This is a genomic window from Glaciecola sp. HTCC2999 (genome assembly GCF_000155775.1).
Classification (GTDB): Bacteria; Pseudomonadota; Gammaproteobacteria; order Enterobacterales; family Alteromonadaceae; genus Opacimonas.
In genome coordinates this window covers 103,480-116,162 of the sequence record NZ_DS989811.1, presented here as the reverse complement: position 1 = coordinate 116,162, position 12,683 = coordinate 103,480, and the positions used below count along the sequence as shown (strand labels likewise).

Annotated in this window: 11 protein-coding genes and 1 tRNA gene; 4 read left to right on the top strand and 8 right to left on the bottom strand. The window is 39.3% G+C overall.

All coding sequences use genetic code 11. From position 1 onward, the window contains the following. Window positions 1–7: 7 nt before the first annotated feature. The 3 genes from G2999_RS04570 to G2999_RS04560 all read right to left on the bottom strand — a co-directional run bounded on the left by G2999_RS04570 (window position 8) and on the right by G2999_RS04560 (window position 3,852). Window positions 8–364 (bottom strand): MGMT family protein, encoded by a 357-nt coding sequence (locus tag G2999_RS04570; RefSeq protein WP_010179203.1) that lies wholly within the window; start codon window positions 362–364, stop codon window positions 8–10. Between the two features lie 32 nt (window positions 365–396). Continuing rightward, a complete protein-coding gene (locus tag G2999_RS04565; protein WP_369769856.1) occupies window positions 397–819 on the bottom strand; it encodes an FKBP-type peptidyl-prolyl cis-trans isomerase in 423 nt (140 codons plus the stop codon). 234 nt (window positions 820–1,053) lie between these two features. Then, window positions 1,054–3,852, bottom strand: a complete 2,799-nt coding sequence (locus G2999_RS04560; protein WP_010179200.1) for a bifunctional aconitate hydratase 2/2-methylisocitrate dehydratase — start codon at window positions 3,850–3,852, stop codon at window positions 1,054–1,056. Window positions 3,853–4,657: 805 nt separating this feature from the next. Here G2999_RS04560 and G2999_RS04555 point away from each other — a divergent pair. Further along, a complete protein-coding gene (locus G2999_RS04555) occupies window positions 4,658–5,755 on the top strand; it encodes a hypothetical protein (protein WP_010179198.1) in 1,098 nt (365 codons plus the stop codon). Window positions 5,756–5,988: 233 nt separating this feature from the next. After that, window positions 5,989–6,435 carry a hypothetical protein gene (locus G2999_RS04550; protein ID WP_010179196.1) on the top strand — a complete coding sequence of 149 codons (447 nt, stop codon included), beginning with the start codon at window positions 5,989–5,991 and terminating at the stop codon, window positions 6,433–6,435. On the opposite strand, the gene G2999_RS04545 is transcribed toward G2999_RS04550, so the two are convergent. After that, window positions 6,418–7,583 (bottom strand): IS3-like element ISApr1 family transposase gene (locus tag G2999_RS04545; RefSeq protein WP_076611658.1). Its coding sequence is split into 2 segments (ribosomal slippage): window positions 6,418–7,337 and window positions 7,337–7,583, totalling 1,167 coding nucleotides; the frame shifts between segments, so codons are not numbered across the junction. The two genes, G2999_RS04550 and G2999_RS04545, sit on opposite strands and share 18 nt — an antisense overlap. 94 nt (window positions 7,584–7,677) lie before the next feature. Between G2999_RS04545 and G2999_RS04535 the strand changes: the two genes are divergently transcribed. Further along, complete coding sequence (locus tag G2999_RS04535) at window positions 7,678–8,259, top strand: hypothetical protein (protein ID WP_010179193.1); 582 nt, start codon at window positions 7,678–7,680, stop codon at window positions 8,257–8,259. 156 nt (window positions 8,260–8,415) lie between these two features. Further along, window positions 8,416–9,648: a hypothetical protein gene (locus G2999_RS04530; protein WP_156780214.1), complete on the top strand. Its 1,233-nt coding sequence runs from the start codon at window positions 8,416–8,418 to the stop codon at window positions 9,646–9,648. 97 nt (window positions 9,649–9,745) lie between these two features. On the opposite strand, the gene G2999_RS04525 is transcribed toward G2999_RS04530, so the two are convergent. From G2999_RS04525 to G2999_RS04510, 4 genes are all read right to left on the bottom strand, one after another. Next, window positions 9,746–10,213, bottom strand: a complete 468-nt coding sequence (locus G2999_RS04525; protein ID WP_010179189.1) for a DUF2846 domain-containing protein — start codon at window positions 10,211–10,213, stop codon at window positions 9,746–9,748. A 16-nt stretch (window positions 10,214–10,229) separates the two neighbouring features. Further along, entirely contained in the window at window positions 10,230–10,769 is a 540-nt protein-coding gene (locus tag G2999_RS04520) for an outer membrane beta-barrel protein (protein ID WP_010179188.1), read from the bottom strand. Window positions 10,770–11,285: 516 nt separating this feature from the next. After that, a complete protein-coding gene (locus tag G2999_RS04515) occupies window positions 11,286–12,440 on the bottom strand; it encodes a DUF6538 domain-containing protein (protein WP_010179187.1) in 1,155 nt (384 codons plus the stop codon). Window positions 12,441–12,512: 72 nt separating this feature from the next. Then, window positions 12,513–12,589: transfer RNA gene (locus G2999_RS04510), tRNA-Arg, on the bottom strand. Window positions 12,590–12,683 lie beyond the last annotated feature (94 nt).

The following is a 12,683-nucleotide window of genomic DNA, read 5'->3' as shown; positions in this document are numbered from 1 at the left end:
TCATACGTTAATCGGTTGAATCGCCCCACAATGACTCTGGACGCCACTGATATAACTTTAGATTAACCCTCATATTTTTCACTTCAATAGTTTCATTGCTAAGATGCATCGCTTGTTCTTTCCCAATATGTGTATCAGCCCCAAATGCAATGCGACCATCCGCACGAAGAACTCGAAACCAAGGAATTTCGCTGCTAGCAAAGGTAGCACCGAGGGCTTTGCCTACCATTCTAGCTCGACCCGGCAGCCCCGCAATATCTGCAATCTGACTATAAGTCGCAACACAGCCCTTGGGTACTCGTTTTACCACACCCAAAATGGCTTTGTATTTCTCAGCAGGCGTAGCATCTTCAATTAAATACATTCTTTGTTACGTATTGACATGGGGCAAGGTACTTATTCGATATCGAGTAATTCTACTTCAAAAATTAGTGTCGAACCGGGCGTAATACTGCCAGTAGCGCTGTTGCCGTATGCTAGATTTTCAGGAATAAAGAAGCGGTATTTATCCCCTACTTTCATTAACTGCACGCCTTCAGTCCACCCCTTGATCACACGATTCAATGGAAAGCTAATCGGTGTACCACGGTCAACGGAACTATCAAATACCACACAATCTAATAATGTACCATGATAATGTACTTTCACAGTATCCGTTGCACTAGGATGCCTTGTGCCATCACCTTGATTGAGTACTTCATATTGTAAACCAGATGCTGTGGTTTGAATGTTATCTTTTGCTTTATTAGCTAACAAAAATTGCTCGCCGATAGCGTTATTTTCTGCCGCTAATTTCTTGTTCTTTGCGTTGTTATACATAAAAAAGATAATAAAAACAGCGATGATACCTATAACTATGAATTTCATCTGACCTCTATTTTGATTCATGTTTGAGTAAATTGTTTTGTCATTATAACAGCTTATATGAGTATTTAAGCTAGTTTATAAGTCATCCCGTCACTGCTTGTGACACGCATTTTATAACAGGCACAAAAAAGCCAATGAGCATGACACTCATTGGCTTTTAGTTCTTTAACGTATAGCCTTTAGTGACTATACACGTACCGCAGGAATGATGTCAGAACCAGCTATTGCCAAATCTTCTTGTGGCGGTTGGAACGTGGTCAAATCAATCCCAGCAACAGCTTCTTGATACTCTTGCAACGTTGGGAAACGGCCTAGGATACTAGAAAGAACAACCATTGGTGTTGAACCTAATAGAGATTCACCTTTCTTCTCAGAGCTATCTTCAACAACACGACCTTGGAATAAACGTGTAGAAGTCGCAAGAACAGTATCACCTGGTTCCGCTTTTTCTTGGTTCCCCATACATAAGTTACATCCCGGACGCTCTAAATATAAGATATTCTCATATTTAGTACGTGCAGCTTCTTTTGGATTCTCGTCTGAAAATTCGAAACCAGCATATTTTTTCAAGATATCCCAGTCACCTTCCGCTTTTAACTCATCAACGATGTTATACGTCGGTGGAGCGACGACTAGAGGGGCTTTAAAGCTGATAGTACCTTTTGTTTCTAGGTTACGTAGCATGGCTGCAATGATCTTCATATCACCTTTATGCACCATACAAGAACCCACAAAACCTAAGTCAACTTTACGACCGTCATAATAAGAAGCAGGACGGATCACATCATGAGTGTAACGCTTAGAAATATCATCGTTGTTGACATCTGGATCGGCAATCATTGGTTCTACGATTGTGTCTAAATCGACAACCACTTCTGCGTAGTAGTTTGCATTGTCATCTGGAGCAAGTGCAGGAGCTGTACCTGACTTAACTTCAGCGATACGCTTATCGGCTAGGTCAATCAGACCTTGCAACATATTTGCTTCATTATCCATACCTTTATCGATCATGATTTGGATACGTGATTTAGCTAGCTCTAATGATGCAATTAAGGTTTCATTAGTCGAGATACAGATAGACGCTTTCGCTTTCATTTCAGCGGTCCAATCTGTGAATGTAAAGGCTTGGTCAGCTAAAAGGGTCCCAATTTGGACTTCAATTACACGGCCTTGGAAGACGTTTTCACCACCAAATTGCTTTAACATTTGTGCTTGAGTCGCATGAACAATGTCACGGAAATCCATATGTGGCTGCATACTACCTTTAAAGGTAACTTTGACTGATTCAGGGATAGGCATTGCTGCTTCACCTGTTGCTAATGCAAGCGCAACCGTACCCGAGTCAGCACCAAAAGCAACGCCTTTAGACATACGAGTGTGTGAGTCACCGCCGATGATGATAGCGCGATCATCCACAGTAATATCGTTTAATACTTTGTGAATAACGTCTGTCATTGAATGATAAACGTGTTTAGGATCACGTGCAGTGATAACACCAAAAGCATTCATAAAGGCCATTAACTTAGGTGTATTCGCTTTCGCTTTGTTATCCCACACTGATGCAGTATGACAACCTGATTGGAATGCACCATCCACGCTTGGTGAGATCTTAGAAGCAGCCATCGCTTCTAATTCTTGGCATGTCATCGGCCCAGTTGTATCCTGAGAACCAACGATATTCACCTTGACACGAACGTCTGAACCGCTATGAAGAGGAGTTTCAGACGCTACACCTACTGCATTACGGTTAAAGATTTTTTCAACTGCGGTTAAGCCTTGACCTTCGATAGAAGTTTCTTTTGAAGGCGCGTAAACAACCGGCGCTTCAATACCTAATGTTTCTGCAGCAAAGGTTTGTAACTTCTTACCAAAAACAACTGCATATGAACCACCCGCTTTCATGAACTCGACTTTCTGAGGTGTAAACGCATCAGAAACATCAACAAGCTCTTCGTCACCGTTGTAAAGCTTCTTCGCTTTGGTATCAATTGTTAATACAGTACCTGTCGCAACTGAATAGGCTTGCTCAAGTACTGGATCGCCATTTTCATCACGTACCACATCACCATTATCGTCGACTTTTTTGACCCAGTTTTTCAGATCTAGACCAATACCGCCAGTAACGCCAACTGTTGTTAAGAAGATAGGTGCAATACCATTTGTTCCTGCAACAACAGGTTTATTATTTACAAATGGGATGTATGGAGAAGTTTCTTCACCAGCCCATAATGCCACGTTATTTACACCCGACATACGTGATGAACCTACACCCATAGTGCCTTTTTCTGCAATAAGCATAACTTTGGCATCAGGGTGAGCCGCTTGTAATTCTTTGATTTCTTTTTGAGCTTCCGGAGAAATCATGCATAAGCCATGTAATTCACGGTCTGCTCGTGAGTGCGACTGGTTACCTGGCGAAAGAAGGTCGGTTGAAATATCACCTTCAGCTGCAATATAGGTAACGACTTTGACTTGCTCAGGAATATCATCAAGTTTGGTAAAGAACTCAGCGTTAGCATAGCTTGCCAAAATATCTTTAGCGATAGCGTTACCTGCTTTATAAGACTGTTCTAGACGAGCAGTATCAGCATCATAAAGGAATACTTGAGATTTCAAAATGTCACCCGCAGCAGCGGCTTGTGTATGATCTGATAAAGCCACATCAAGTAATACTTCTACTGAAGGGCCGCCTTTCATATGAGAAAGTAGTTCAAGTGCAAATTCAGGCGTAATCTCAGCGACAACACTGTCACCTAACACAATCTCTTTTAAAAATGCGGCTTTTACAACTGCGGCAGGAGTTGTGCCTGGCAAGGTGTTATAGATAAAGAAATTCAGTGACCCTTCGCGGTGTTCATTACCCGTGTCTTTGATTTGTTCAATGATTTCTGACAACAATTCAGCGCTGTCGATCGGTTTTGGGTGAAGACCAAGTTCATTTTTACGAACTTCAATTTCTTTCAAATATTCAGAATAGTAACTCATCGTTTGTAACGCCTTTTTTAAATCCATTAATGATTAACTGTATGATTATAAGTAAAAAACACATCAATGCCCATAGGTTAGGCGCGTGATACTGATAATTCACGCCATGAATGGTGGGAAAGTATTTTATATCAATGATTTATGCTAAATACTTTTTTGTATTTTCTTTCTTGCAGATGATAAGTGTGAGTAAAGGTTAGGCTAGATCTAGATATTTATAATGACATGATAGAACACATTTAAAGAAATGGCGCACCCGAGAAATGTCGATACACCGCTAAGGAGTCTTATTTAGCCTGCAGGTTAGTAAAATCAACACTATCACGAGCTTAGTTCACACTCAAGATGCGTATTCTCTTCCACAGTTTCTTCCACACTGACTTCGCAGCCTAATCATCCACTCAACAACCTGCTCACCCTTACCTGAACAGACTTTGAAGCCTAATTAGCCCCACCACTTCCAACTGATAACCATCAAATGTATATGTAGACTAAGCAGCTTACCAGAGCCTCTGTATAGGTCTGTGCAGCCTCGAAACTCCATTAATAAACGTAATTACTTAGTGATTTTATTGGGGCTTAGAATGACTCTGAAGGGTACGGGGTAGAGATGGATTGGCTGTTTAGGCTGTGTAGCTTGATAGACTTGCTAGAGGGCTTGTAAGAAAAAGTCTTAGAGACAAAGCAAATACAGACTGATAATGTTACAAACAAGCTTTAATAAATTAAAATAACAATTACGATAGATTTAGCTTATTACTGATTATGATGGTAAGAAAAACAGATTTAATCACAAGGTGTAAACATGAAATTTTATACTACTCTGGTAGTTTTGTTATCTTTGTTTATCTTTGATGCGCATGCAAAAGATAAAATCAAATTAAAGAATAACGTGGTTGTAAAATTTGGGTACAATTTGGATTACAAACTATTTAAACTGGAAGAAGAAAGAACACAGGCTGGAATATGGCGAAACGAAAAAATACTAATCGAGCAGCATAACGCGTGCATCACTCCTTTCATTAACTCTGACAATCAAATTATCACTGAAAATAAAAAAGCAAAAAAATCATACAAAAAACTCAGAAAAGTTTTGTCTACATATCCTTCTTATTATCAAAAAATCATAAAAAAAAGAAACGCTAGAAAATACTTCTTAACCGCTAGAAATAATTTTTCTGAACGTGCACGTAAAATACTTGAGTTAATTAACTCGAATCAACAATCACAAACAACAATTAATGAGCTTCAAGCGTTACGCAGCTGTTATTTTTCTTATCATGGAGCACTAAATAATCTTGAAGAGTTAACGCGTAACTATATGGCGGAGAGCTATAAAGAAGAGCAAAAGGAGTTACTATTTCGAGGCGCAGGTTTAAGCAAAGATGCTGCTATGGTTGCAACTATGTTTTCAACAAAGAAAAAAAGCGGTTCAGAAAGAAGAAAGAAAACTCCCGCTTTTTTCCCTAACATAAAGATAAGAGTTGGTTCAGGTAATGAGGTTGGACCTAAAGAAAGAGCAAGATTGCAAAAGGCATATGAAAGGTTTTCCGATTATGTTGCATCAGGGCAATGCATGTACGCTGAATATGGTGATAAATACTTTATATCGCTATTAGAAAAGAATAACGTTGAAGAGTATATTTTTCACCTGAAAGGGCTTTTAGAATTTGTTAATAACAATACAGCCACCGATAACAAGAAAAAAGTAGTCATTTCTAACCATCCCGACATAATGAAGCACTCACTTTATTTAGATAAGAATGAAAAAACAATAAATCGTTCCAATAAAAAAATATATGAAGCATTAATAGAAAACCTGTCACATTACGCAAGAAAAAATGATACCCCACCAATTATTTGCGTAACAGAACTGATGAGCTCTAAGAGTGCGGCAATTTAAATAAGCACCATTTAGTTTAGGAGCTAATCATTAAAAGTTACTTTCACATTCAAGGTTTTCGCTAATTATTATTCCACTAAAATAGTGATGAATTTTAGGCGATGCGGATTGAGAGGATTTAAAGCACATAATGGATGTGTTGATTAAGCAGACTATCTGAGGCTCTGCACAAACCTGCAGAGGTTTACCAGAGGTTTTTTAGAAAAAAGGATTATGAACTGGAATATAATAAAATGAAAAAATTAGTTGAGAGACTTTTCTTTATGGGGCTTATATTGCTTTTCTTGTCAGGCTGCGTAACAAGAATGAAAAACATAGAAAGTGACACTCATGCGGGAATGACCAAAGAGAGATTCTTTAATACCATGTCAACCTCTTTGGAATTACATCGCATATATTACAATCCTAAAACCAATATTGAGGCTTACCAAAATTTAAAAGAAATGTGGTGGAACGAAGGAGATAAAGATACGATAATAATCTTTCAAAATGTCACCGAGCCGAATCAATGCCCATTTTCATCATCGGGGTTTTGCGGAGTTTTTGCCGAAGGAAAAAAAAGTAAATTTCTTCCAGGTAAACTAACCAAATGGATGGGAAACGGAGAGCTTCTAGTGACTTTAAAGCCTAGTGACGTGGTCAACATATTTCGGACAACCCAGTTAAGCAACTTTTTGTAGTTTTACCATTTCCTGCTCATACTGATTTGGGCTTTGATACCCCAGATATGAATGCAGTCTATAGCTGTTATAGAACATCGTGATGTAATTCAAGATATCCTGTTGTGCTTCGTATCGAGTTTGGTAGTTTCGCCAATGAACCCGTTCGTTTTTCAAGCTGCCGAAGAAACTTTCAGCAACGGCATTATCCCAACAATCGCCTTTTCTGCTCATGCTGCCAACTAGGCCATGAGCGTTAAGTAATTTACGATACTCGTGACTGGCATATTGCGAGCCACGGTCGGTATGCACAATTAATCCTTTCTCTGGTTTTCGCTGCCATATTGCCATTCTCAGCGCGTCAATTACCAGCTTTGCTTTCATCCTTGAGCTCATGCTCCAACCAACGATTTTACGCGAGTACAAATCAATCACGATGGCTAAGTACAACCAACCTTCTCGCGTCCATATGTAAGTAATATCAGAAACATACGCTTTGTTAGGCGCATCCACAGTAAACTCACGATTGAGCACATTATCAAACAACGGCTTGTTATGGTTACTGTCTGTTGTCACCTTATATTTCTTGCGATAACGAACCCACACCTTGGCTTCAAGCATTAGCTTCTTCGCCTTTTGGCGACTCACTGGATAGCCTAAACAATTCAGGGCATGCTTCATTCTGCGGCTGCCATACGTGTTATCACTAGCGACAGCTATCTTTTTCACCCACTCGATCATATCAGCATGAGTAGGGTCTATTTCTTGTTCTATCTTCGCCCAACGGTAAAAGCCGCTGCGCTTCACCCCTAACAATTGACACATTCTGTCAACGGGATAGGTCTTCTTATTTTGGGCAATGAAGCGGTACTTTACTTCATTTCTTTGGCAAAAAAGACCGTTGCTTCCTTTAAAATGTTTTTGTCCATTTCAAGCTGGCGAACCTTTGCTCTCAGTTGCCTAATTTCTTCTTGCTCTGGCGTCAGCTTGCCATTACCACGAAACGCCTGACCATCATTATCTTGTTCGTGTTCTTTCATCCAACGGGTAATCAGATTTGGATTAATCTCCAAGCTTCTTGCCGCTTCAGCTCGACTGAACTTCTGATCAACCACTAGGCTGATAGCGTCTAACTTAAATTCTTTTGAATATTTTTTTCTAGCATTCATAATGCACTCCAGTTTTGAGAATTATCTCTTATCTAGAGTGTCCGAATCAAATCTACCACCTCATAGTGAGCTTTTAGGTAAAAACCAGGAATTAATGAAAATTGTAAGTGCCGCTGTTTATGAGTCCGAAAGGTTGCGAAAAAAACAGGTTCAAATAGTAGCTGAACGGCGAGGACTAACCAAGTACCCAAGGCTTGCTTATATTGAGTGGCTTAAAGAAGGGCGGGAGCTTCAAACTCAAAGGGCAAAAGCAAACCAAAGGAGGAATGCCGCTCCTCAAGCCAAAGGTGTAATAACAAGCCCCGAACGCACAGCATTACTTGATTCAGAAGATGATGTTTTTAAAACTGACTTCAAAGCATTCGTCGACGACCTATTGTCACCCAGTTTAAAATCCAAAACTGCGCCTCTCACAAAAAAGAACTACACACCCAAGGCGAGGCGACCTCAAACGGCCAATAATAACATCAAGCCAAAAGCAAGCAGTAATGAAAGCGGATTACTCGGTAAGATTTTAGACACTGCAGTCGACTTATACTTTGAAAAGAAAAAACTAGAATACAAAACGAGACACACAAAAAAAGAATTAAAAAAAATAGAAGAGGCATCCAGAAAAGGCATGAGAAGAGCGCTAAGAAAAGAGCGCTTACACAGACAGCTTTTTAATACCAACTAGTCACATTAAGGGTTTATAGTCAATGAAGATTGTGCACTTACACTTAATAAGCTTTACGCTTCATACTGAGCAGCCATAGTCTAATAAGAGGTAAGGTAATGACTATAATATATGATACCTTTGCAGCTAATAACCTTTGTATACTGCCCAGTACTTATGCATAACACTTTAAAAGTATTCAAAGGTTCTCCTGAGTTATTCAACGAGCTTGAAAAGGAGTTTGAACGTCACGTAAACCAGATAGGTGATAAGCAGTACAGATTCTTTTTTCAAGCAAGCATACAAATAAGCAGCACATCTCCAAGTTTAGATGGAATCATTGATTTAATTGTTGAGCATACTAATGCAAATCTTAAGCCTAAGGCACTAAGCAAATATAGACACCACCTTCAAATAATTATTCTTAACCTTGCTAAAGCGGTTCTTCACAGGCAGTGGTGCATGATACCAATGGACAGCAAAGCCTTTGGTAAAGGTGCTTTCGAAAACTTAAGCTACAGGTCTTTCTCAAGAGCTATTAAAACCATGGAGAAACTGGGTTTCATTCGTGTCATTAAAGGTAAAAAGTACAGCAAGCAGCCCTTAAGAACAGCTATTCAGCCCCAAAGCCTACTGAATATCGATTCACTGATGGCTTATCTGGAATCGTCTGAAGAGCCGCAACCTCCTTTTGTTAATTTAAATAATAAAAGAACTGGCTATACACTAACGGATAGCGATATAAAGATTATGGAGCGGGATGAGTTAGACTTGGAAAGGATAAATAGATTCCTATCGAGTCACTCCTGGGCTGCAAAGTCAGCTATGACAAGACTCTATTCTGGTGAGGTGGGTCTTTCTGGTCGGATATATTGTGCATTTCAGCAGCTCCCGCAACGAAGAATCAAAGTTAGACAGAATTGCCTGATAGATGGAGAGGAAATATCCGAAGTGGATATCAAATCAAGCCACATGAGAATGGCGGTCGCCTTGTTTTTTAATCAGAAACTTGAGCGTGATTTTTATAAGAATGTTTTCGATGCTACTAATGTGTTTGAATCTAAAGTTAAATCGTTCTGTCAGTTTGCATTCAGTTGTGAGAGTAAAATAGATGCATTGAGTGCATTTAAATCTAAGGTGTCATCTGAAAAAGATTTTTTAGCGATTGAAAACCATCTACTTGAGCGCTTTCCTGATATTCCGTTTTACCAAGGTTGGTCTAAGAAAGCTATGAATCTTGAAGGTGAAATTGTTAAGAGAGTCATGCTTCAAGGTGTTGAGGATGATATTGTTGTTCTACCTATACATGATGCAGTGGCTGTTCAGAAAATGCATCAATCCTGGGCAGAAGGGGTAATGATTAGGATTTGGGCTGAAGTAATAGGTGTTGACGCCTGTGAAGCTGGTTGATTTATAAGTGGCTAATTTTGACATCTTAGTTCATACCTAACAAATCTACGTAACCAGTAATTTAGCCCTCGTAGATTTGTTAGTGCAAAATAAAGTCCTACTCAAATTTCGAGCTGCAATTCCCCTTAACCGCCAAGTCCAAGTCTTGAATTGCTTTCTTACCCTTATCTACTGAAACAAGCTCTAAATCAGCCCCTCCGACAAAAGCGCCTATCTTGATGTATTGCTCAATAAAGTAATTTTCACCTGCTTTGGTGAATAGATTCATGTGATTAGGAGAAAACTCTGACTCTGTGGAAATTTGATGTTCTGTATCGCCTTCAACCTCTTCTTGGAAGAATACATCTGGAGCACTTTCTCCAATACATTTACCATTTATCCAGATGTCTTTTTTTAAAGCGCCGCCAATTATGCCGCTTCTGTAAACATAAATTGCCGACTTGCCTTCCTTGGGTGAAGGTGTGCTTTTTGCTATGACTGCTTCCTTCTCACTTAAGGTCGGTACTGATGTACAGCCATATGAAATGGATGCAATTAAAATTAATAATGTACTTTTTAATTTCATTTTAAACCCTTACTCATTAAAATTTATAACCAACGCCAATTTTTAGGCCTGTTTGGCTTGTTTCATCATCAACCCCCCACAAAGATAATGAGGCAGTGCCATATAAAGAGCTTTCAGAAACAAACTCCAAGCCAATTGACAGGCCTAAGTCGGAATCGCTTGCTGCCGCTTCAAACCCCATTGCTTCTGCCTCAACATCAATATTGAAGTATTTTAATTTTGTAAAAGCATTAATATTTTCACTGATATCAAACTGCGTTTTTAAAGAAATTCCGTAAATACTTCCAATGCTGCTTGAAACTGAAATATTTTGAACATTTGTTACCTCATCACCAATGCCTGTTCCTATGACCGCTTCAGCACTAAAGTTACGGCTGAATTGATAACCGGTTAAAAGTGATGCATAGGAAAGGTTTATATCTGGGAAATCATCATTACTCTCATTGAAAGTCTCATAAGATATTTCAGAATATAGACCCCTTTTGTTATCACTTTCTGCGTAAACACAAGTTGATAATGTTGCCGCTGCAACTAAGCTAATTAATTTTTTATTCATTTTGAATTCCTTTATTTGGAGAAATAACTCTACCACTCATTATTCGTACTTTATATAAGACTTTTTCTTACAAGCCCTCTAGCAAGTCTATCAAGCTACACAGCCTAAACAGCCAATCCATCTCTACCCCGTACCCTTCAGAGTCATTCTAAGCCCCAATAAAATCACTAAGTAATTACGTTTATTAATGGAGTTTCGAGGCTGCACAGACCTATACAGAGGCTCTGGTAAGCTGCTTAGTCTACATATACATTTGATGGTTATCAGTTGGAAGTGGTGGGGCTAATTAGGCTTCAAAGTCTGTTCAGGTAAGGGTGAGCAGGTTGTTGAGTGGATGATTAGGCTGCGAAGTCAGTGTGGAAGAAACTGTGGAAGAGAATACGCATCTTGAGTGTGAACTAAGCTCGTGATAGTGTTGATTTTACTAACCTGCAGGCTAAATAAGACTCCTTAGCGGTGTATCGACATTTCTCGAGTGCGCCATCTTATTTCTGAATAGGGCTCTACAGCCCCTATTTAGCCTGCATTCCTTATTTCTAGTAATTGCATTTGTTTGTGAAGGTTTTCTAGGTTGAACCCTGCGCCGTAATTTTGTCCAGCAGTCTGCATACTCCATCCACCTAGCTGGTCTATCATTTCTGTTGGTGTATTAATGTTTCTTAGTCTATCTCGGTAGCCGTGGCGAAATCCATGTATAACATAATCTTGTCCTATTAACTTCTTAAGCCATTTGTTAATGGCTGCACTTGCACTGTTACTGTTGCATTTATTGCTGTTGGTGTATCTAGGAAATATGTATTCACCAGTGGATGTTGCTAATGCCTGTTTGGCAGCCCAAAGAGAAGCTCCTACTAAAGGTATTTTTCTTTTGCTTGAAGGTGTCTTTAATGTTCTGGCTTTATGAGGAATCAGGTCTATATGGGGTATTTCATGCTCTAAATTAATGTCGCAAGCTCTAAGTCCAACAGCTTCAGCTAATCTCATGCCAGTATCGGATATTAATGCTACAATCCATCTTAAATCATCGTCTATATACAAGCATTCTTGTTGTACTTTAAATACTAATTTAGGGTTAATGCTTAAGCGCTTTGTTTCCTCTTCGTTTCTTGGAATATAAAGTCCTGTGAAGGAATTTTTGATATCAAGTCCGAGCTCGCTGATAGTGAAGTTTATTATGGCTTTTAAAGTTGCAAGTATTCGCCTGACACTTGCTGGGCTTAGGTTCTTTGCAACAAGAGAATCACGGAAGCTAACTGCCTCAGTTCCTGAATATGCACTTATTGGTTTATTTGTAGTGTGAGATACAAAATATTTAACTGCTCGTCTTGAGCTATTTTCAAATGCTTTGGATTTACCTTTACCTTTGATTGACAAGTAATGCTCAAGGCATTCAACAATCGTAGGTGTATCGTGTTTTTGTTCATTTTCTATCGATGCGGAAGTTGGCACTTCATAGTTTTTGAGTCTTATGCCTAACCAGTAGTCTTCAATCTTGGCATTAATAGAGCGAGCCATCATTAGTGCTCGTTTGAGCGACCTAGTCTTAAGAGTGTGAGTAATCTTCTGCTTTGTGTAATAAGGTTTAATATCGCTAGGAATCCAACGACAAAAATAATAGATATTGTTGCGACAGTATACGTATTTCGCTTCTACAAATCCTTCCACAGTCATAATTTCGAGCCTCTGCAAATCATAAGGAATGCAGGCTAAATAGGGGCTGTAGAGCCCTATTCAGAAATAAGATGGCGCACCCGAGAGGATTCGAACCTCTGACCTCTGCCTCCGGAGGGCAGCGCTCTATCCAGCTGAGCTACGGGTGCGTTGTGAAACGCAGTAAATTGTATCATTCGAGCATTACGCTTGAAATATTGATTTTGACTCTCGCCCTCGTAACCACTCTTTCAAGTGACCTCT